This window comes from Hominiventricola filiformis (assembly GCF_020686965.1).
Classification (GTDB): Bacteria; Bacillota; Clostridia; order Lachnospirales; family Lachnospiraceae; genus Hominiventricola; species Hominiventricola filiformis.
This window is the reverse complement of the sequence record NZ_JAJEPS010000001.1, coordinates 189,357-211,959: the sequence shown is the minus strand read 5'-3', so window position 1 is coordinate 211,959 and position 22,603 is coordinate 189,357. Positions and strand designations below refer to the sequence as shown.

At 47.6% G+C, this 22,603-nt stretch carries 20 protein-coding genes; all 20 read left to right on the top strand.

Annotation, left to right across the window (positions count from 1 at the left end; all coding sequences use genetic code 11):
- The first annotated feature begins 16 nt into the window (after window positions 1–16).
- The gene (locus tag LKD36_RS01000; RefSeq protein ID WP_308458312.1) at window positions 17–976 is read left to right on the top strand and encodes a glycosyltransferase family 2 protein; all 960 of its coding nucleotides are present in this window, start codon (window positions 17–19) and stop codon (window positions 974–976) included.
- 52 nt (window positions 977–1,028) lie between these two features.
- Complete coding sequence (locus tag LKD36_RS00995) at window positions 1,029–2,438, top strand: undecaprenyl-phosphate glucose phosphotransferase (protein ID WP_118769018.1); 1,410 nt, start codon at window positions 1,029–1,031, stop codon at window positions 2,436–2,438.
- 21 nt (window positions 2,439–2,459) lie between these two features.
- Window positions 2,460–3,596, top strand: coding sequence for an LCP family protein (locus LKD36_RS00990; RefSeq protein WP_308458311.1), 1,137 nt, complete (start codon window positions 2,460–2,462; stop codon window positions 3,594–3,596).
- A 75-nt stretch (window positions 3,597–3,671) separates the two neighbouring features.
- Complete coding sequence (locus LKD36_RS00985) at window positions 3,672–4,601, top strand: glycosyltransferase (RefSeq protein ID WP_118769019.1); 930 nt, start codon at window positions 3,672–3,674, stop codon at window positions 4,599–4,601.
- A complete protein-coding gene (locus LKD36_RS00980) occupies window positions 4,598–5,518 on the top strand; it encodes a tetratricopeptide repeat protein (protein WP_308458310.1) in 921 nt (306 codons plus the stop codon). The genes LKD36_RS00985 and LKD36_RS00980 overlap by 4 nt, the downstream gene beginning before the upstream one ends.
- 180 nt (window positions 5,519–5,698) lie before the next feature.
- Window positions 5,699–6,721: a heat-inducible transcriptional repressor HrcA gene (gene hrcA, locus LKD36_RS00975; RefSeq protein ID WP_308458309.1), complete on the top strand. Its 1,023-nt coding sequence runs from the start codon at window positions 5,699–5,701 to the stop codon at window positions 6,719–6,721.
- A gap of 33 nt (window positions 6,722–6,754) precedes the next feature.
- On the top strand, window positions 6,755–7,342 hold the full coding sequence (grpE, locus tag LKD36_RS00970; protein ID WP_118769609.1) for a nucleotide exchange factor GrpE: 588 nt from the start codon (window positions 6,755–6,757) through the stop codon (window positions 7,340–7,342).
- A gap of 38 nt (window positions 7,343–7,380) precedes the next feature.
- Entirely contained in the window at window positions 7,381–9,273 is a 1,893-nt protein-coding gene (gene dnaK / locus LKD36_RS00965; protein WP_308458308.1) for a molecular chaperone DnaK, read from the top strand.
- Between the two features lie 111 nt (window positions 9,274–9,384).
- A complete protein-coding gene (dnaJ, locus tag LKD36_RS00960; protein ID WP_118769023.1) occupies window positions 9,385–10,563 on the top strand; it encodes a molecular chaperone DnaJ in 1,179 nt (392 codons plus the stop codon).
- Window positions 10,564–10,572: 9 nt separating this feature from the next.
- Window positions 10,573–11,979 (top strand): aminopeptidase, encoded by a 1,407-nt coding sequence (locus tag LKD36_RS00955; RefSeq protein ID WP_308458307.1) that lies wholly within the window; start codon window positions 10,573–10,575, stop codon window positions 11,977–11,979.
- Between the two features lie 5 nt (window positions 11,980–11,984).
- Window positions 11,985–13,775, top strand: coding sequence for an aminopeptidase P family protein (locus LKD36_RS00950; protein WP_308458306.1), 1,791 nt, complete (start codon window positions 11,985–11,987; stop codon window positions 13,773–13,775).
- 442 nt (window positions 13,776–14,217) lie between these two features.
- Window positions 14,218–15,696: an anthranilate synthase component I gene (gene trpE / locus LKD36_RS00945; protein WP_308458305.1), complete on the top strand. Its 1,479-nt coding sequence runs from the start codon at window positions 14,218–14,220 to the stop codon at window positions 15,694–15,696.
- Entirely contained in the window at window positions 15,693–16,268 is a 576-nt protein-coding gene (locus LKD36_RS00940) for an anthranilate synthase component II (protein WP_308458304.1), read from the top strand. Before trpE ends, LKD36_RS00940 begins: the two co-directional genes overlap by 4 nt.
- Window positions 16,265–17,272 (top strand): anthranilate phosphoribosyltransferase, encoded by a 1,008-nt coding sequence (trpD, locus tag LKD36_RS00935; protein WP_308458303.1) that lies wholly within the window; start codon window positions 16,265–16,267, stop codon window positions 17,270–17,272. The genes LKD36_RS00940 and trpD overlap by 4 nt, the downstream gene beginning before the upstream one ends.
- Window positions 17,273–17,283: 11 nt before the next feature.
- On the top strand, window positions 17,284–18,081 hold the full coding sequence (gene trpC / locus LKD36_RS00930) for an indole-3-glycerol phosphate synthase TrpC (RefSeq protein WP_308458302.1): 798 nt from the start codon (window positions 17,284–17,286) through the stop codon (window positions 18,079–18,081).
- Window positions 18,062–18,676, top strand: a complete 615-nt coding sequence (locus tag LKD36_RS00925) for a phosphoribosylanthranilate isomerase (RefSeq protein ID WP_308458301.1) — start codon at window positions 18,062–18,064, stop codon at window positions 18,674–18,676. The genes trpC and LKD36_RS00925 overlap by 20 nt, the downstream gene beginning before the upstream one ends.
- A 1-nt stretch (window position 18,677) precedes the next feature.
- A complete protein-coding gene (gene trpB, locus LKD36_RS00920) occupies window positions 18,678–19,874 on the top strand; it encodes a tryptophan synthase subunit beta (protein ID WP_308458300.1) in 1,197 nt (398 codons plus the stop codon).
- Complete coding sequence (gene trpA, locus LKD36_RS00915; protein ID WP_308458299.1) at window positions 19,867–20,643, top strand: tryptophan synthase subunit alpha; 777 nt, start codon at window positions 19,867–19,869, stop codon at window positions 20,641–20,643. Before trpB ends, trpA begins: the two co-directional genes overlap by 8 nt.
- 99 nt (window positions 20,644–20,742) lie before the next feature.
- A complete protein-coding gene (locus tag LKD36_RS00910) occupies window positions 20,743–22,089 on the top strand; it encodes a hypothetical protein (RefSeq protein ID WP_308458298.1) in 1,347 nt (448 codons plus the stop codon).
- Between the two features lie 137 nt (window positions 22,090–22,226).
- Window positions 22,227–22,598 carry a GntR family transcriptional regulator gene (locus LKD36_RS00905; RefSeq protein WP_118769034.1) on the top strand — a complete coding sequence of 124 codons (372 nt, stop codon included), beginning with the start codon at window positions 22,227–22,229 and terminating at the stop codon, window positions 22,596–22,598.
- The last annotated feature ends 5 nt before the right edge of the window (window positions 22,599–22,603 follow it).

Sequence of the window (22,603 nt, the reverse complement as noted above, 5' to 3'; positions counted from 1 at the left end):
AAAAAGAGGATAGGATATGCCGGATGTAACGATTGTAATCCCGAATTATAATGGAATTGCCTACCTTGGCGCATGTCTTCGTTCTGTGGAAAAACAGGAAGGAGTATCGGCCGAGGTTTTAATAGTGGATAACGGTTCCACTGACGGGAGCCAGGAATATATCAGAACAGAGTTTCCTGCCTGCCGCCTGATCTGCCTGGAAAAGAATTATGGCTTCTGCCGGGCAGTGAATGAAGGTTTTCGGTATGCCGAGAGTGAATATGTGATTCTTCTGAATAATGACACGGAGATCAAGCCGGATTTTGCACTTCGGCTTCTTGCGTCTATCAAGAAGGACAGAAAGCGTTTTTCCTGTCAGGCATGTATGATACAGTACCATGATCACAGCAAAATGGATGATGCGGGAGATTTTTACTGCGTCCTTGGCTGGGGAATGGCCAGAGGCAAGGGACGTCCGGTGGAGAATTACCGTAGTGGACAGAAGATTTTTTCTTCCTGTGCAGGAGCGGCAATATACCGGAAGAGCCTGACAGAAAGACTGGGTGGATTTGATGAAGCCCATTTTGCCTATCTGGAAGATATGGATTTGTCCTACCGGGCAAAACTGGCGGGATATTATCACTGGTATGAACCGGAAGCAAAGGTTTACCATGTGGGAAGCGGCACCAGCGGTTCCCGCTACAATCATTTTAAAGTGGTGCACTCAGCGGGCAACAATCTTTACCTGATTTACAAAAATATGCCGCTGATTCAGATTATAGTGAATTCACCGCTGTTATTGGCGGGTTTTCTGATAAAGTATCTTTTTTTCGTGAAGAAAGGTCTGGGCAGGGATTACAGGGAAGGCCTCGTAAGAGGAATTCAGCTGTGCAGATCGAATCCGGACAGAAGAACATCTTTTGGAAAGCAGCATGTGATTCGCTGTCTGGCAATTGAGCTGGAATTACTGCGAAATCTGTTGCGGCTTGGAAAATAGACAGGATGTTCCTGACAGGATGCAGCGAAGGGGGAATTATAGGTGAGAAAATTTGATTAAGGATAACCAACGGTATTTTAATCGGATTCATGTTGTAATAGATGCCGCCGTCATTTGCGTATCATATTTTCTGGCCTGGGTCTATAAGTTTGTAATTCTGCGTGATCCACCTGGACTTGGGTTTGTCCTTTATATGGTGGCTCTGGCTGGAATTGTACCGTTGTATCTGATGCTGTATCTGGCATTTAACATGTATACGGCAAAGAGAGTACAGGGCCGCAGGCTTGAGATTGGTAATATTGTCAAGGCCAATGCATTTGGACTGCTGATTGTCATGGCTGTATTTTTCCTGTTGAGGGAATATAACGGTTATGCATATGAATATTCCAGAACCATGCTGTTCTACTTCTGTGTAGTCAACATTGTGATGGAGATTCTTGTCCGTAATCTGATTCGTATCTGTCTCAGAAAGATACGAAAGAGCGGATTTAACCTGCGCCACATTATTTTTGTAGGATACAGCAGTGCAGCAGAGGCATTCATCGACCGTATCTATGCGAATCCTCAGTGGGGATACCGTGTGTGCGGAATTCTGGATGATAACAAAGAGACGGGATATACTTACAAAAATGTGCCGGTCCTCGGAACAACGGAAGAACTGGAACAGATTCTGGAGAATAACCGCCTGGATGAGATTGCGATTACGCTTGCTCTCCGGGAATACTATAAATTGAAGCGGATCGTTGCGATCTGCGAGAAGTCCGGCGTGCATACAAAATTCGTTCCGGACTATAATGATATTATACCGACGAGACCCTATACAGAAGATCTTCTGGGGCTTCCGGTAGTGAATATCAGACATGTGCCGCTGACCAATACGTTTAACATGGTCTGCAAGCGGACAGTGGATATTGTGGGCGCAGTTGTTGCCATTATCCTTTTTTCACCAGTGATGCTGGTTACGGCCATTTTGGTAAAGACAACATCCAAAGGACCGTTGATATATAAACAGGAGCGAGTAGGACTCCATAACCAGACATTTCAGATGTATAAGTTCCGATCTATGGAAGTGCAGTCTGAGAAAAGCGAAAAGAAAGCCTGGACCGTGCGAAATGACCCCCGCGTAACAGCAGTGGGCAAAGTAATCCGGAGGACCAGCATCGATGAGCTTCCGCAGCTGTTCAACATTCTGAAAGGTGACATGAGCCTTGTAGGTCCAAGACCGGAACGGCCCTTCTTCGTGGAAAAATTCCGTGAAGAGATTCCTCGTTATATGATCAAACATCAGGTTCGCCCAGGACTCACCGGATGGGCGCAGGTGAATGGTTTCCGCGGGGATACATCTATTAAAAAGCGTATTGAATACGACCTGTATTACATTGAGAACTGGACTATGGGACTGGATTTTAAAATTCTGTTTCTTACGTTCTTCAAGGGCTTTGTAAATAAGAATGCTTATTAACAGGCGTAGAAAGGATGAACTATGGCAAAAGAAACGATGAAAAAGACGACTTCGAAAAAAGCTACGGCTCATAAGACATCTTCTGCGAAGACCGCGTCAGCGAAAGGAAGCAGAGGGGGAGCTAAGAAAAAAGCGGCCAGAAAGAAAAAGCGCATGATGATCTTCGGTATCGAGATCGCGGTAATTCTGATTCTGGTGCTTGGATTCTGGGTAGTAAGCAAGCTGGATAAGCTCCAGAAGCCGAAGGTAGACCCGGAAAAAGTAGAAGTGAATGACACAATTCAGGAATCTACCCTGGAGTCCATGAAGGGATATACAACGGTGGCACTTTTCGGCCTCGATACCCGTCAGGCAGGACAGCTGGGAAGCGGAAACAGAAGTGACACCGTCATTATTGCAAGTATCAATAATGATACCAAAGAAGTAAAACTGGTCAGTGTATACCGTGATACCTATCTTGATTTGACGAATGGAAAGTTCAACAAGTGTAATGGTGCATATTCCGCAGGTGGTCCGCAGCAGGCCATGAGCATGCTGAATAAGAACCTGGATCTGGATATCCAGTATTATATCAGTGTGGACTTTGCGGCAATGACCAAGGCAATTGATCTCCTGGGCGGCATTGACATTGACGTTGATGATGCTGAGATTGAGCATCTGAATAACTACATTGTAGAGACATCCGAGGTTACCGGCGTGAAGACTACTCCGTTGACAAAGACCGGACTTCAGACACTGGACGGTGTACAGGCAACTTCCTACTGCCGTATCCGTTATACTGCAGGTGATGACTTCAAGCGTACTGAGCGTCAGCGAGAAGTAATCATGCAGATTGTCAGCAAGGCAAAGACCATGGATATCAGCCAGGTAAATGATATTATCGATGCTGTATTCCCGCTGGCAGCTACCAATTATACCAACGATGAGCTTCTTGCAATGGCTCCGCAGCTTCTGACCTACGATATCGTGGATACCACCGGTTTCCCGTTTGACAAGGCGGCTGCTACTGTAAAGGGCAAAGGCTCCTGTGTAATTCCGGTAAATCTGGAAGAAAATGTAAAACAGCTTCATGAGTATCTGTTCGGTACAACGGATTATCAGCCGTCAGATGAAGTAAAAGCAATCTCCAGCCAGATTACAACAGAGACCGGATATTGATTTCAGACATCAGGCGAGGAAGAAAATACTTCCTCGCTTTTTTTATCAGAAAGAAAGTAAGAAAGAGACAGGTAAATGAAAAGAACGGCAGACGTACTGATCCCGGTATATCATCCGGGCAAAGAGCTGGAACAGCTGCTCTCCCTTCTGGAAGCGCAGGACTATCCGGTAAACAGAATCATACTGATGAATACGGAGGAGGCCTGTTTTCCGGCAGAGATTCTGAAAGACCATCCGAAAGCGGAAGTACATCATGTGACCAGGGCGGAGTTTGACCATGGCGGAACCAGAGACCAGGGAATCCGCATGTCAGACGCAGATGTAGTGATCTGCATGACGCAGGATGCCATTCCGGCGGATGAACATATGGCAGGGACACTTCTGAAGGCTTTTGATGATCCGGAAGTCTGGGCTGCCTATGCAAGACAGCTGCCAAAAGAGAACTGCAGGGAAGTGGAAAAATATACAAGAAGTTTTAACTATCCGGAGGAGAGCAGAATCAAGGGAAAAGAAGATCTTCCGATACTTGGAATCAAGACCTTTTTCTGTTCCAATGTGTGTGCGGCATGGAGGCGGGACAAATATCTGGAACTGGGTGGATTTGTGAAAAGGACCATTTTTAATGAGGATATGATCTATGCGGGAACTATTGTGAAAAAAGGCGGAAAGATCGCTTACTGCGCAGATGCGCAGGTGGTGCATTCTCATAATTACAGTGCCCTGGAACAGTTCCACCGGAATTTTGATCTGGCGGTATCCCAGACCATGCATCCGGAGATTTTTGGCGGTATTCGGTCAGAATCTGAGGGAATCCGTCTTGTAAAGAAAAGTCTTTCCTATTGTATCAGGATCGGAAAACCATGGCTGATGATTCAGGTGATGACACAGAGTGCCGGGAAGCTTCTGGGTTATAAGCTGGGACAGCAATATGAGCGGCTTCCGGAAAAAGTGATTCTGGCATGCACCATGAATCGGAAATTCTGGGAGAAGGAGGAAAACCTATGAGAAAGCATCGAATAACTGCAGTTATGGCTGCCATGTTCTGCATGATTCTGATGGCGGGCTGTGGAAACAGCAAGGCTGTACAGGAGCAGCAGATGACGCTTCGCTCCCAGGGTATGGAACAGGCAAAAGAAGGAGACTATGAAGCGGCAGTTGCTTCCTATGATGAAGCATTGGGACTTTCCGATATGTATGTGGGAAACCTGGAGATGGACATTGCAGCCTATAAAGCATCGGCACTGTATGCAGAAGGAAATACGGAGGATGCCATCACTGTCTGCAGTGCAGTTCTGGATGTAAAGAAAAGCCAGGAAATGTATCTGACCAGAGGACTGCTCTATCGGGCAGCAGAGAACAGGGAAGCTGCCAATGCGGATTTCGCCAGTGCCATGGGGATGACTTCGAAGAAAGATAAAATTATGCTGGGAAGACTCTCTTATTATATGGAAGATTATACCAATGCAAAGTCCTATTTGGAAACCGCAGTAAAAGAGGGAAATACGGAAGGAATCTACTGGCAGGCGCAGCTTTACAATGAGATGGGGAATCCGGAATATGCCATAACCCTTTATCAGAATTATCTGAACAGCGGGAATGTGAAACATCAGGATGCCTATGAAAAAGTAGCCTCCTGGCAGCTTGATAATCAGGATTACGATGGAGCTGCATCAACACTGGAAGCCGGTATTTCCATGGGAAATGGCGGATGCCTGCAGAAACTGCTGGCATCGGAGATCGCAGTGTATGAATATAAAGGGGATTTTACAACTGCTCTTCAGAAAATGGAAACCTATCTGGAAAGCTATCCGGATGATGGAGATGCGCAGAGAGAATATACCTTTCTGAAGACACGATCCGAAGACGGACAGTCTGGTGAGGACACAGAGGAAGAAACAGCAGAAGAAAGTACAGAAGAATAAATACGGAAACCATGTGGATGATTCAGTTTTCTACATGGTTTTTTCGTGTTCACAAAATCTCCACAAAAAAATAGAAAATACACTTGACAAAGCACTATAGGTGGTGCTATCTTAAGTTACAGGAAATGTTAGCACTCTTAAATGTTGAGTGCTAACAGGCAGAAGAAAGGAGAGAGTACCATGGAACTGGATGAAAGAAAGAAAAAGATTTTAAAAGTAATTATCCAGAATTACATGGAGACCGGAGAACCGGTAGGATCGAGAACCATATCGAAGGATCCGGACCTGAAGCTTTCCTCTGCTACCATCCGCAATGAAATGTCGGATCTGGAAGAGATGGGTTACATCATTCAACCCCACACTTCCGCCGGAAGAATTCCTTCCGATAAAGGATACCGGCTGTATGTGGATTACCTGATGCAGGAAAAAGACCGGGAAGTGACGGAACTTCAGGAACTGATGGTTCAGCGTACCGACCGGCTGGAAAGTGTGCTGAAGCAGGTGGTAAAGATTCTGGCAAATGATACCAATTATGCCACGATGGTTTCCACTCCACAGTATCATCAGAACAAACTGAAATTCATTCAGTTGTCCCGTGTGGATGCCAATCAGATCCTGGCGGTGATTGTAGCGGAAGGAAATGTGATCCGCAACAAACTCTTACCGGTCTGTGAGGAACTGAGTGATGAAAGTATTCTGAAGCTTAATATCCTGCTGAATACCATGCTGAATGGAAAGACCATTCAGGAAATCAATCTTCAGATGATTTCCAGCATGAAAGAACAGGCCGGTATTCACAGCAACATCGTCAGTGATGTGGTGGATGCAGTCGCCGAAGCGATTCATTCCGATGAGGGAATGGAGATCTACACCGGCGGGGCCACAAACATTTTCCGTTATCCGGAATTAAGTGAGAACGGAAAGGCCAGTGAACTGATACAGACACTGGAGGAGAAGCAGAACCTGGTAGATCTGGTTACAGACACACTGAACAAAGACGAAAAAGGAATTCAGGTATATATCGGTAATGAGACACCGGTAAAATCCATGAAGGACTGCAGTGTTGTCACTGCAACCTACGAACTGGGCGAAGGACTTCAGGGTACCATTGGAATCATTGGTCCCAAGAGAATGGATTACGAGAACGTTATGGGTAAGCTGAAAGCCATGATGGATCAGCTGGATGATGTTTTTCATAAATAGAAAGGCGGAACAACGGTGGAAGAAAACAAGACAATGGAACAGGAACCGGAGATTCAGGAGGAAGAAGTAAAAGCAGAAGATACTGCTGAAGCAGAAGCCACTGAGACGGCCGAGACAGAAGAAACAAAAGCCGATGCGGAACCTGACAAAAAAGGATTCTTCGGAAAGAAGAAAGAGAAAAAAGACAAGAAAGATGAGCAGATCGCAGAACTGACCGATAAAGTAAAACGTCAGCTTGCGGAGTTTGAAAACTTCAGAAACCGTACAGAAAAGGAGAAATCCCAGATGTACATGGTGGGAGCAAGAGATGTGATCGAGAAACTGCTTCCGGTAGTAGATAACTTTGAGCGAGGCTTGAAGAGTATTCCGGAAGATCAGAAAGACGGACCGGTAGCCAGCGGAATGGAAATGATTTATAAACAGCTGATCACGGTTCTTACAGATTTGGGCGTAACCCCCATCGAAGCGGTGGGTCAGGAATTTGATCCGAATTTCCATAATGCAGTGATGCATGCGGAGGATGAGGAACTTGGAGAAAATACAGTATCTGAGGAATTCCAGAAGGGTTACAAATATAAGGATGCAGTGCTTCGTCACAGCATGGTAAAAGTTGTCAATTAACTATTTTTCAGAGATATATTTTTCAGGAGGAAAAAGAAATGAGCAAGATTATTGGTATTGACTTAGGAACAACGAACTCTTGTGTAGCCGTAATGGAAGGTGGAAAACCTACGGTTGTTGCAAATACAGAAGGAGCAAGAACAACACCGTCTATCGTAGCATTTACAAAGACTGGTGAGCGTCTGGTAGGAGAGCCGGCAAAACGTCAGGCAGTTACTAACTCCGAGAAAACCATCTCTTCCATCAAGAGACATATGGGAACTGATTATAAAGTAGACATCGAAGGAAAGAAATATTCTCCGCAGGAGATTTCCGCTATGATCCTGCAGAAGTTGAAAGCAGATGCAGAGAACTATCTGGGCGAGAAAGTAACCGAGGCAGTTATCACTGTTCCGGCATACTTCAATGACGCACAGAGACAGGCAACCAAAGATGCAGGTAAGATCGCAGGACTGGATGTAAAACGTATCATCAATGAGCCGACCGCTGCAGCACTGGCATACGGCCTTGATAATGAGAAAGAGCAGAAGATCATGGTATACGACCTTGGCGGCGGTACCTTCGATGTTTCCATCATCGAGATCGGTGACGGCGTTATCGAGGTTCTGGCTACCGCAGGTGACAACCATCTGGGTGGTGATGACTTCGACCAGAAGATCACAGATTATATGATCTCTGAATTCAAGAAACAGTACGGTGTAGATCTTGGCAACGACAAGATGGCACTGCAGAGACTGAAAGAAGCAGCTGAGAAGGCTAAGAAAGAGTTGTCCGCTTCCACAACAACCAACATCAACCTTCCGTTCATCAGCATGAACGCAGACGGTCCGCTTCACTTTGATATGAACCTGACCAGAGCAAAATTTGATGAGCTGACTCACGATCTGGTAGAGCGTACTGCTAACCCGGTACAGGCAGCTCTCCGCGATGCAGGTATCAGCCCGTCTGAACTTGGTAAAGTTCTGCTGGTAGGTGGTTCCACACGTATCCCGGCAGTACAGGATAAAGTAAAACAGTTAACCGGACATGAGCCGAGCAAATCTCTGAACCCGGATGAGTGTGTGGCAATCGGTGCTTCCATTCAGGGTGGTAAACTTGCAGGAGATGCAGGTGCCGGTGATATCCTTCTTCTGGATGTTACTCCGCTGTCTCTGTCCATCGAGACCATGGGAGGTATCGCAACCCGTCTGATCGAGAGAAATACCACGATCCCGACCAAGAAGAGCCAGATCTTCTCCACCGCAGCTGATAACCAGACCGCTGTAGACATCAACGTAGTACAGGGTGAGAGACAGTTCGCGAAAGACAACAAATCCCTCGGCCAGTTCCGCCTGGATGGAATCCCGCCTGCAAGACGTGGAGTTCCGCAGATCGAGGTTACCTTTGATATTGATGCAAACGGTATCGTAAATGTATCCGCTAAGGATCTGGGTACCGGAAAAGAGCAGCACATCACCATTACCGCCGGTTCCAACATGTCTGATTCCGATATCGATAAGGCAGTCAAAGAAGCTGCTGAGTTCGAGGCACAGGATAAGAAACGGAAAGAGGCCATTGATGCAAGAAACGATGCAGATGCAATGGTATTCCAGACCGAGAAGGCAATGGAGGAAGCCGGAGACAAGATCGACGCTTCTGAGAAAGCAGCTGTTCAGGCGAAGATTGATTCTCTGAAAGCAGTTGTAGACAGAACTGCTAACCAGACTGATATTTCTGATGCAGACATCGATGCACTGAAATCCGGTAAAGAGGATCTGATGAATGCAGCACAGAAACTGTTCCAGAAGATGTATGAGCAGACTGCAGGTGCACAGGGTGCAGGTGCACAGGGTGCAGGTCAGCAGGGCGCAGGTCCGGATATGGGCGGCGCAGGACAGAGTACTTCCGGTCCGGCAGATGACGTGGTAGACGGAGATTACCGCGAGGTTTAATCCGGAACAGGATGAAAATAAAAATAAAGCAGTGGGGGAGCGATAAACTCCCCACTGTTTTTTGCGTGTGCAGATGAATTTCAGCTCACAGCAATTCGAAAGGGAAAAGTTATGGCAGAGACGAAGAGAGATTATTATGAGGTTCTTGGCGTAGACCGGAATGCGGATGACGCAGCCATCAAGAGTGCATATCGAAAACTGGCAAAGAAATATCATCCGGATATGAATCCGGGAGATAAAGAAGCAGAGCAGAAATTCAAAGAGGCTTCCGAGGCATATGCCGTATTAAGTGATGCAGACAAGAGAAGAAAGTACGATCAATTTGGACACGCAGCCTTTGAGCAGGGAGGCGGCGGAGCTGGTGGTTTTGGCGGCTTTGATTTTAATGGCGCTGACATGGGTGATATTTTCGGTGACATTTTTGGTGATATTTTCGGTGGCGGAAGAAGCAGAAGAAACAGCAATGGTCCCATGAGAGGTGCGGACTTACGGGCAAGTGTAAGAATTACGTTTGAAGAGTCTGTTACAGGTTGTGATAAAGAACTGGAGCTTACCTTAAAAGATGAGTGTGAGACCTGTCATGGTACCGGAGCAAAACCGGGTACTACACCGCAGACTTGCCCGAAATGCGGAGGAAAGGGCCAGGTGGTTTATACTCAGCAGTCTCTCTTTGGCATGGTGCAGAATGTACGTCCGTGTCCGGACTGTAACGGAACCGGTAAGATTATCAAAGACAAGTGCCCGAACTGCTACGGAACCGGTTATACGGCAAGCAAGAAGAAGATTGCTGTCACGATCCCGGCAGGTATCGACAATGGACAGAGTATCCGTATCAGAGGAAAGGGAGAGCCTGGTACCAACGGCGGTCCGCGGGGAGACCTGTTGGTAGAAGTGGTTGTATCCAGACATCCGATTTTCCAGAGACAGGATATTGATATCTTCTCCACAGTACCGATCAGTTTCCCGGTTGCAGCATTGGGAGGAACGATCCGTATCAAGACAGTGGACGGCGAAGTTGAATATGATGTGAAACCGGGAACTCAGACGGATACGAGAGTACGTCTTCGTGGAAAAGGTATGCCTTCTCTCCGAAACAAAAATGTCCGCGGTGATCACTATGTAACACTGGTTGTAGAAGTCCCGACTACCTTAAGCCATGGGGCAAAAGAGGCTCTGAAAGAATATGACCGTGAGAACGGAAATACGCTGAATCAGAAAACCGAGAGCGGAGCAAAGCCGAAGAAAAAAGGCTTTATGGATAAATTAAAAGAAAATCTGGAAGATCTGTAAGGAGAAGTTATGGAACGCAAAAACGCATGGAATACCTACGATGAAAATGCCATGAAAGAATTAGAACAGGTAACAGAGCAGTATCGCAGATTTATCTCCGAAGGAAAGACGGAGCGTGAGTGTGCGCAGCTGACGGTAGAAATGGCAAAGGAACACGGCTATATTTCTCTGGAGGAAGCAGTTGCATCTGGCAGGCAGCTGAAGGCCGGAGACAAAATATATGCTGTACACAAGAAAAAACTGGTGGTACTTTTCGAGATCGGTACAGAGCCAATGGAGAAAGGTATGAATATTCTGGGCGCCCATATTGATTCCCCGCGTCTGGATCTGAAACAGAATCCGTTATACGAGGATGGAGAGATGGCACTTCTGGATACCCATTACTATGGTGGCATCAAGAAATATCAGTGGGCATCCATTCCGCTGGCACTCCATGGTGTAGTGGTAAAGAAAGACGGAACTGTCATTGAACTTGCCATTGGCGAGAAGGCAGAAGATCCGGTTCTTGGAATTTCTGATCTTCTGATTCATCTGTCCGGTGAGCAGATGCAGAAGAAAGCGGCTGTTGTGGTAGAAGGCGAGAACCTTAACATCATCGTCGGAAGCCGTCCGTGGAAAGATCCGGAAGAAAAAGATGAGGAGAAGAAAGAACTTATCAAAAAGACGCTGTTGGAGTATCTGAAGAAAGAATACGGCATGGAAGAAGAGGATTTTCTCTCTGCAGAGCTGGAAGCAGTTCCGGCAGGTCCGGCCAGAGATTTTGGACTGGATCGCAGTATGATCCTCGGATACGGACAGGACGACAGAATCTGTGCGTTCACGTCTCTCCTGGCACAGCTGGAGGCAGATCATCCAACTCATACGGCTGTATGTCTTCTGACTGATAAAGAAGAGATCGGCAGCATGGGAGCGACCGGTATGCAGTCCCGTTATTTTGAAAATGTAGTGGCAGAGGTACTGAATCTGACCGGACAGTATTCCGATCTGGCACTGAGAAGGTGTCTGCAGCATTCTCATATGCTGTCTTCTGATGTAAGTGCGGCATTTGATCCGAACTATGCGTCTGCATTTGAAAAGAAAAATATCGCTTATCTGGGAAGAGGTATGGTATTCAACAAATATACTGGTTCCAGAGGAAAATCCGGTTCCAACGATGCCTGCGCAGAATATATCGGCGAACTGCGGAAAGTGATGGACGACAGTAATGTCTGCTGGCAGACTGCGGAGCTTGGAAAAGTGGATCAGGGCGGCGGAGGAACTATCGCCTATATTACTGCCAACTACGGTATGGATGTCATTGACAGCGGCGTGGCTCTTCTGAGCATGCACAGTCCGTGGGAGATCTCCAGCAAAGCAGATATTTATGAGGCATACAAAGGATATAAGGCATTCCAGAAAGCGGACTGGGAGAGGTAAAGCATATGACGGTCAAAGAGCGTGTACAGGCATTAAGAGAGAAAATGAAAGCATCCGGCGTGGCAATGTATGTGGTGCCGTCCACAGACTGCCATGAGTCGGAGTATGTCAGTGAGCATTTCCGGGCAAGAGCCTTTATTACCGGTTTTACCGGATCTGCCGGTACGGCAGTGATTGCACAGGATGATGCGGGGCTGTGGACTGACGGACGGTATTTCCTGCAGGCAGAGGCACAGCTTCAGGGGACGGGGATCCGCCTGTTCCGTATGGGAGAGCCGGGCGTGCCGACCGTAGAAGAATATATACAGGAACACCTGGAAAAAGGCGAGAAGCTGGGATTTGACGGAAGAGTCATGGGTGCATCCCGTGCCTTGGCATTTGCAAAGGCAGCAGAAGAAAATGGAGCTTCTCTTTTCACAGAAGAAGATCTGATCGGGGAGATCTGGGCGGACCGCCCGGAAGTACTGGATGCAGATCTCTTTGTGCTGGAAGAAAAATGGAGCGGAGAGACTACTGATAAGAAACTGGCCCGTGTACGGAAAGCCATGGAAGAAAAAGGCGCTGACCTTCACGTGCTGGCTTCCCTGTGTGATATTGCATGGCTTCTCAACATCCGCGGCGGGGACATTCCCTGCGTTCCGGTTGTATTATCCTTCCTGACCGTGACGAAGAAAGAATGCACCTGGTATGTGCGTCCGTCCGTCATTACCGAGAAAATCAGAAATTATGTGACAGACTTTGGTATTGCCATCAAAGGATACGATGAGATCTATGGGGATCTCAAAAAAGTTCCGGCCTGCAGTAAAGTACTGTTGGATCAGGGAACTGTGAACTACCGTCTGCTCACCAGCATTCCGGAGGAAGCAGAAGTGCTGAACTGTCCGAATCCGACGGAGCTTATGAAGGCTGTGAAAAATGAGACGGAGCAGAAGAATCTTCATCAGTCCCATTTAAAGGAAGGCGTGGCATTTACACGTTTCATGTATTGGCTGAAGACGAAAGTTGGCAAGGAGAAGATCACAGAGATCTCCGCAGCTGAACATCTGGCCGCTTTAAGAAGTGAGCAGAAAGATCTGGTGGAATTAAGCTTCTCACCGATCTGTGGATACGGTGAGCATGGGGCAATCGTTCACTATTCTGCGACAGAGGAATCCGATGTGGAGCTGAAGCCGGAGAGCTTCTTCCTGGTGGATGCAGGCGGACATTATCTGGATGGCACCACCGATACCACCCGTACCTTTGCCATGGGACCGCTGACGGATGAGCAGAAGAAGATGTATACGGCAGTGTTAAGAGGTAATCTGAATCTGTCCCATGCCAGATTTCTGAAAGGATGCTCTGGTTATAATCTGGATGTGATCTGCCGGACACCGCTGTGGCAGATTGGGATGGATTATAAGCATGGCACCGGTCATGGCGTCGGATATTTGCTCAACGTTCATGAAGGACCTAACACATTCCGCTGGAAACTTCCGGAGGGAGCCAATGCGGCAGAACTGGAGCCGGGTATGGTAACTACCGACGAACCGGGTATTTATCTGGAAGGAAAGTACGGTATCCGTCTGGAAAATGAACTTCTCTGTGTGGAAGGACCGAAGAATGAGTACGGTCAGTTCCTGGAGTTCGAGATCCTGACCCTGATTCCGTGGGATCTGGATGCAGTGGATCCTGCCCGGATGACCGAACAGGAGCGCACATGGCTCAATGAATATCATCACACCATATATGAGGCAATCGCGCCCCATCTTCCGAAGGAAGAGCAGGAGTGGCTGGCTCATGCGACGAGAGCAATCTAAATATATTTTTTCAAGTGCAGTCAGAAATGACTGCACTTTTTTCATACTAAGAGACTATGAAATGAATCAATTTCTCTTGACAGTAAGCATCAGATTTGCTAACATGTAGAAAATCAATTGAATCAAGTATCACTTTAAACCGATGAAGCGGAGATAACGGTGATGATGGACGCACAGAGAGCCCGGGAAGCTGAGAGCCGGACCGAACCCACATAATCAAATGGACCGCCGAGGGCGCAGGGAAAGGAATGGATTTCCGAGTATTCTGCGACGTGAGGGCATACGTCAGTTGCCGGGAATATGTTGGTATTCCGTAAGGGTGCGGAGATTTTTTAAGATCCGCAAAGCAAGGTGGCACCGCGGGAAATGTAGATGACTCGTCCTTGACAGATTTTACCAGAGATCTGTCAGGGACTTTTTTGTTGTGTGAAAGGAGAACACCATGAATGTCAGACCGAATTTTCAGGAAGCTTCCGTATTGGCAGTGCAAGGCCTTTACAAATGTATTCCGGTCAGCACGGAGCTGTACTCGGATCTTTATACTCCCATTGAAGTATTACGAAAACTGAAACGGGTCAGCAGACACTGCTATATGCTGGAATCCATTGAGGACAATCAAAAGTGGGGACGCTACACATTTCTTGGATATGACCCGAAGCTGGAGCTAACCTGTACGGATGGAAGGCTGACTGTTAAAAATGGAACGTCCATGGTGTTTGAGGCAAAGCATCCCGGCGAGTACATCCGGCAGATTGTAAAAGAAAATAAAAGTCCAAGGATTGAGGGGTTGCCGACCTTCACCGGCGGACTGGTAGGATATTTCTCCTACGATTACATGAAATATGCAGAATCGGCGCTGAAGCTTACTGCGAAGGATGAAGAAGGGTTTAAAGACGTGGATCTGATGCTGTTCGACAAGGTCATTGCCTTTGATCACTTCCGGCAGAAAGTGATCCTCATTGTCAACATCCGCTGCGAGAATCTGGAGACAGAGTATCACAAGGCAGAGGTGGAACTGGAGACCATGAGACGGCTTCTCTCCGATGGGGAGATGGCTCCTCTGGAACCGGGCCGCTGCACTTCCGATTTCCGGGCACTGTTCGACAAAGAGCGGTATTGCAGCATGGTGGAGAAAGCCAAGCACTACATCCGTGAGGGGGATATTTTTCAGGTGGTACTGTCAAACCGGCTGGAAGCAGACTATGAAGGAAGCCTTCTCAATACATACCGGGTCTTAAGAACGCTGAATCCTTCCCCCTATATGTTTTATTTCTCCAGTGACGATATGGAAATTGCCGGAGCTTCCCCGGAGACACTGGTGAAGCTGGAGAACCGGACTCTTCATACCTTTCCGTTGGCGGGCACCCGGCCGAGAGGAGCCACCGAGGAGGAAGATCAAAAACTGGAAGAAGAGCTGCTGACAGATGAAAAAGAGCGGGCAGAGCACAATATGCTGGTGGATCTGGGAAGAAATGACATCGGAAAGATCAGTGAGTTTGGTTCTGTCAAAGTAGAAAAATATATGAGTATGGAACGATTCTCCCATGTCATGCATATTGGTTCCACAGTGGCAGGCACCATCCGGGAAGACCTGGATGCAGCAGATGCCGTGGACGCCATCCTTCCTGCAGGGACCCTTTCCGGGGCACCGAAGATCCGGGCATGTGAGATCATCAATGAACTGGAAGACAATAAGAGAGGTATCTATGGGGGAGCCGTGGGATACATTGATTTCACCGGAAACCTGGACACCTGCATCGCCATCCGGCTGGCTTATAAGAAAAATGGAAAAGTTTTCGTGCGAAGCGGAGCCGGCATCGTGGCGGACAGTGTTTCGGAAAAAGAGTATGAAGAGTGTATCAACAAGGCAAAAGCCGTGAGAAGAGCATTGGAGATGGCACAGGAGGACATGGACTTATGATTTTACTCATTGATAATTACGACAGCTTTTCCTATAACCTGTATCAGCTCATCGGTTCCATTAACCCGGATATCAAAGTGGTAAGAAATGATCAGATGACGATAGATGAGATCCGGGCGTTAAAGCCGGAGCGTATCATTTTATCACCGGGTCCCGGATTTCCAAAGGACGCAGGCATCTGCATCGAAGCGGCAAAGGAACTGGGAAAAGAGATTCCCATCTTTGGCGTCTGCCTTGGTCATCAGGCCATCTGTGAAGCCTTTGGCGCGACGGTCTCCTATGCGTCGCAGCTCATGCACGGCAAGCAATCCATGGTGACGCTGGATACAGACTGTCCCATTTTTAAAGGAATGAAAAAGACCATTCCGGCAGCCAGATATCATTCCCTGGCAGCTGTTCGGGAGACCATTCCGGAAGAACTGAAAATCACGGCGGAGACCGAAGATGGCGAGATCATGGGAGTCATGCATCGGGATTATCCCATCTACGGCGTCCAGTTTCATCCGGAATCCATTCTGACACCGGACGGATATGGAATACTGAAAAATTTTTGCGGAGGATTAAAGAAATGATTAAAGAAGCAACTGCAGCACTCATTGACCATAATAATCTGACCTATGAACAGGCCAACGCAGTCGTAAACGAGATTATGAACGGAGAGACCTCCCAGGTACAGACCGCTGCATTTTTAGCAGCTTTGTCCGCGAAAGGAGAGACCATTGAAGAGATCAGTGCATGTGCGGCTGCCATGAGAGATCATGCACTTCCGGTAGAGTACGACGGAGACCTTCTGGAAATCGTGGGAACCGGTGGAGATGGTGCCGGATCCTTCAATATTTCCACTACTGCTTCTCTGGCCATTGCCGCAGGCGGAATCCCGGTGGCAAAGCATGGCAACCGGGCGGCATCCTCCAAAAGTGGTGCGGCAGACTGTCTGGAAGCACTGGGGGTCAACATCGATCTTTCCCCGGAGAAATGTGTGGAGCTTTTGAAAAAAATAGGCATCTGTTTCTTCTTCGCACAGAAATACCATACCTCCATGAAATACGTAGGACCGGTGAGAAAAGAGCTGGGGGTGCGGACAGTCTTTAATCTGTTAGGACCGCTGACCAATCCGGGACACGCCAACCTGCAGGTATTGGGGGTTTATTCCGAAGCACTGCTGGAGCCTATGGCAAAAGTACTGTGCCAGCTGGGCGTGAAAAAAGGGATGGTCGTCTATGGACAGGATAAGCTGGATGAGATTTCCGCCTGTGCGCCGACTTCCATCTGTGAATTTCAGGATGGTACATACCGTACCTATGTGATTCAGCCGGAAGATTTCGGTATGAAGACTGCAACCAGGGATGCATTGAAGGGCGGCACTCCACAGGAAAATGCACAGATTACCAGAGACATTCTGAATGGAGAGCAGGGAGCTAAACGAAATGCCGTTCTCTTAAATGCAGGCGCAGGTCTCTACATCGGCGGTAAGGCAGATACCTTCCGGGAGGGTGTGGAACTGGCCGCATCCCTCATTGACGGCGGCCAGGCAAAACAGAAACTGGAAGATTTTATAAAAGAATCCAACAAATAAGGAGCTGCAAGATGATATTAGACGAACTGGCTGCCTATGCAGCGTACCGGGTAGAGGAGGCCAAAAAGAAACTTTCACCGGAAGAAATCCGTACACAGGCGGAGCATCTTCCCAAAGGAGATTTCCGGTTTGAAAAGGCTTTGAAAAAGAAAGGCATGTCTTTTATCTGTGAGGTAAAGAAAGCATCCCCATCCAAGGGCGTGATTGCGGAAGAGTTCCCTTATACAGAGATTGCCAGAGCCTATGAAGCAGCAGGTGCGGACTGTGTGTCCGTACTTACGGAGCCAAAGTGGTTTTTGGGATCCGATGATATTTTCCGGGAAATCAGGGAGACGATTTCTCTTCCCATGATTCGGAAGGATTTTACCGTAGATCCCTATCAGATTTATGAGGCAAAACTTATGGGAGCGGACGCGGTGCTTCTGATCTGTGCACTGCTTCCTACAGAGAAGCTGAAGGAATACCTGGCCATCTGCGAGAAACTGGGGCTGACGGCATTGGTGGAGACCCATGACGAGGCGGAGATTGCATCGGCAGTGGAGGCGGGAGCGAGAGTCATCGGCGTTAATAACCGGAACTTGAAGAATTTTACCGTAGATTTTTCCAATTCCGCAAAACTTCGTTCCCTGATTCCGGAGGAGGCTGTCTTCGTGGCAGAATCCGGGGTGAAAGATGCATCGGATGTGGGAGCCCTTTCCGCCATCGGGGCAGATGCGGTACTGGTGGGAGAAGCGCTCATGAGGGCAGCAGATAAGCAGACAGAATTGGCACGGTTCCGGGAGGCAGCAGATGAGCAGAACCAGGATTAAGATCTGCGGATTATACCGGGAACAGCATGTGGATTATGTAAATGCTGCACGACCGGATTATGCAGGGTTTGTCTTTTATCCACCCAGTCACCGTTATGTGGACAGAGAAATGATGAAGCGGCTGCGGGAAAAGCTGAGCCATAAGATTCCGGCGGTGGGCGTCTTTGTCAATGTTCCCATGGAGGAGGTCGCTTCTTATATAGAAGAAGGACTGATTGAGATCGCACAGCTTCATGGAGCGGAGACCGAAGAAGACATCCGGAAACTTCGGATACTGGCACCGAAAGCCGAGATATGGAAAGCCTTTAAAATCCGCGATACGAAAACGCTGGAGAAGGCCCAGAGCAGTGGGGCAGACCGGATCCTTCTTGATAATGGTTACGGCACCGGCAGCTGCTTTGACTGGCAGCTTTTAAAAGAACAGGTTCCCGCAAGACCCTATCTTCTGGCAGGGGGATTACGGGCGGAAAATATAGAAGAAGCACTGGAACGATTTGCTCCCTGGGGAGTGGATGTAAGTTCCGGTGTGGAGACAGAGAAAGAAAAGGATTTTGGCAAAATCCGGGATATCATAGAAATCATAAGGAGCAGATAAGATGGAAAAGAATACACCAAGAGGACGTTTTGGAATTCACGGCGGACAGTATATCCCCGAAACCCTCATGAATGCAGTCATTGAGCTGGAAGAAGCCTATAATCATTATAAAGAGGATCCGCAGTTTCAGGCAGAGCTTAACGATCTTTTAAATAACTATGCAGGCAGACCGTCAAGACTTTACTATGCAAAGAAAATGACGGAAGATCTGGGCGGCGCGAAGATCTATTTAAAGAGGGAGGATCTCAATCACACCGGCGCCCACAAGATCAACAACGTACTGGGACAGGTGCTGCTGGCAAAGAAAATGGGCAAGACCAGAGTCATTGCAGAGACCGGAGCAGGACAGCACGGTGTGGCAACCGCCACAGCAGCAGCCCTCATGGGCATGGAATGCGAAGTGTTCATGGGGAAAGAAGACACGGAGCGCCAGGCACTGAACGTGTATAAAATGCGGCTGCTGGGTGCCAAAGTACACCCGGTATCCTCAGGAACGGGAACCTTAAAAGATGCGGTATCCGAGACGATGAGAGAGTGGACCAACCGGGTATCCGATACCCATTATGTGCTTGGGTCTGTCATGGGCCCTCATCCCTTCCCTACCATTGTCCGTGATTTTCAGGCAGTCATTTCCAAAGAAATCAAGGAACAGTGTCTGGAAGCAGAAGGAAAACTTCCGGATGCAGTGCTGGCCTGTGTGGGCGGCGGCTCCAATGCGATTGGAACTTTTTATCATTTTATTGAGGATCAAGATGTGCGTCTTATTGGCTGCGAGGCAGCAGGCCGGGGAATCGATACTTTCGAGACGGCAGCTACGATTGCTACCGGAAAACTCGGTATTTTCCACGGTATGAAATCCTATTTCTGTCAGGACAAATACGGACAGATTGCACCGGTATATTCCATTTCAGCGGGACTTGATTATCCGGGTATCGGACCGGAGCATGCATGGCTTCATGACACAGGAAGAGCAGAATACGTAGCCATCACCGACGATCAGGCAGTGGATGCCTTTGAATATTTAAGCAGAATGGAAGGGATTATTCCGGCCATTGAAAGTGCCCATGCAGTTGCCTATGCAAGAGAGCTGGCGCCGAAGATGGACAAAGACCAGGTGATGGTCATCACTATTTCCGGAAGAGGAGACAAAGACTGTGCGGCTATTGCCCGTTACAGAGGGGAGGATATCCATGAGTAGAATCAAAGAAGCATTTCAGAACGGAAAAGCATTTATCCCGTTTATCACCTGCGGAGATCCGGATCTGGGGACAACGAAGGAAATTGTAAGAGTCATGGTGGATAACGGAGCCGATCTTGTGGAACTTGGAATTCCATTTTCGGATCCGACGGCAGAAGGACCGGTGATCCAGGGAGCAAACTTACGTGCCTTGAAAGGCGGCGTGACCACCGATAAAATCTTTGATATGGTAGCAGAACTTCGAAAAGAAGTGACCGTTCCCATGGTATTTATGACCTATGCAAATGTCGTGTACTCTTATGGCATCGAGCGATTCGCAAAGCGGGCAGCGGAAGTGGGGATGGATGGTCTCATCCTGCCGGATGTGCCCTTTGAAGAAAAAGAAGAATTTGCTCCGGCATTCCGTGAGAAGGGTATGGATCTCATCTCCCTCATTGCGCCTACTTCCCATGAGCGCGTTGCCATGATTGCCAAAGAAGCGGAGGGCTTTGTTTACTGCGTCTCCTCGCTGGGAGTTACCGGTATGCGAAACGTCATCACTACCGATGTAGGAGCCATGGTAAAGCTGGTAAAAGAAGCCTCCGACATCCCGGCTGCTATTGGTTTTGGTATCTCCAACCCGGAGCAGGCAGCGAATATGGCCGAAAAATCAGATGGTGTCATTGTTGGTTCTGCAATTGTCAAATTGGTGGAAAAATACGGTAAAGAGGCGCCTTTCCATGTGGCAGAGTTTGTAAAAAGCATGAAGGATGCGGTTCGCGAAAAATAAATAAAAGCTGAAAAATCTGTGAAACTGGTTGACTTTCTTACCCGGACGAGATATCTTAATAATTACTAAACTTGGAATATTCGGAAAGAGAGAGTTCACATGAAAAATATAAAATTTAGTTTTGGAAAGACAGGCTGTCTGCTGCTCATGCTGCTCTGGTGTTTTGGCATGACGGCATTTGCGGCGCCTTCAGTAGAGGGAGACACGCAGCTGAAAGCGAAAAAAGACAGTATGGTATCTGCGCAGTATACGATTACGGCAGATGATACCATTGATTCCGTGAAACTGGTATTATCCTATGACAAGGATGTACTCACTTACATGTCAGGAAGCGGCGGTGACAATTTCTCCGGTAATGGCGGAAATGGAACTGTAGAGTTATCCAGCAAACCGGGAAGTGACAGCGCATCTTTTGAAGTAAAATTCAAAGGAAATACTGATGCGGATACGACCGTAACCATCAGCTCCTGTGTGATCGAGAGCAGCGGCGAGCAGATTGATGCACTGACCGGTGAGAACGTAAGCAGTGAGCAGACTGCGACAGATTCCGAAGAGGAAGACGAAGAGGATGATGGCAACCGTGCAAGTTTTGTGATTGATAACCGTACATTCTATGTGCATACACCTCATGCCATTGACGGGTTTTCCGGAACGAGAATTGACATTAATGGCATCAGCAGCAAAGCACTGAAGAGTGATACACTGGATCTTTATGTCATCCGTCTGAACAGTGACAATGGAACTTTCCGTGATGATTTTGTCTACAATCCGAATACCGGAAACATCGTTCCGTTTATACAGATGCAGAGCGGCAATGATACGGTCATTTTTATTGAGCCGGAGACAGACGGCTATGTGCCGACCAGATATACGTATGTAGATCTTGGATGGGGTCAGAAATACACGGTTCCGGCTTATAAGCATTACACCGTAGACGGAGTGGATCATATTCAGGATGACTCCAATCGTTATCTGGTCTATGGCATTAATCAGGACGGCGAGAAGAACTGGTATAATTTTGATTACGACAAGAATTCCCTGCAGCTGTTCGATGACGTGGCATATCAGGGAGAGCAGGATTACATCACTGAACTGGAGACCAAGGAAAACGGACTTCGGGATGATCTGGAATGGCAGGCAGAACGTTACAATCGTGATATGGGACGCAGACTTGTGGTGATCCTTGTAATGACGCTGCTGGTGATTGTCCTTGCCAACGTTGCAGCATTCCAGTATTTCCATATGAAGAAGATGGTAAAACCGGAAGAGGATGAGAATGATGACTACGAACCGGCAGTCATGAAAAGAAAGAGCAGTTCTCTGGTTGTAGGTAATCTGGAAGAAAACGAAACGGACTTTGAAGAGCCGGAAGATGAGGCAGATGAGGATGATGAAAACAGTGATGATGAACTGGAAATCATTGACCTCGATGATGACGATAAATAGAGAAAATGTTCAAGAGGGACTGTACGAAAAAAGATGCAGTCCCTTTTTTATACCGAAAACTTGACCGAAACGCATAAGATTGTTATACTGTCTGTATAACAAAAAGAGTTGTACAGATGAAAAGGACGGGAGACAACATGTATCTGGAAATAGACTTTAACAGTGATGAAGCATTTTATGTACAGCTGTGTAATCAGATTATTATTGGAATTGCTACATCAAAGCTGCAGGAAGGGGATGCGCTTCCCAGTGTACGTCAGCTGGCAGATGAGATTGGTATCAATATGCATACGGTAAATAAGGCATATGCCCTGCTCCGTCAGGAAGGTTATATCCGGCTGGATCGGAGAACAGGAGCGGTGATTGCCGTGGATGCGGATAAGATCAAGGCTATGGAAGAGATGAAACGGGAACTTCTGATGACGCTTGCAAAAGGAAGCTGCAGAAATATTACCCGAGAAGAAGTACATCAGCTGATTGATGAGATTTATGAGGAATACGGGGAATAAGGAGG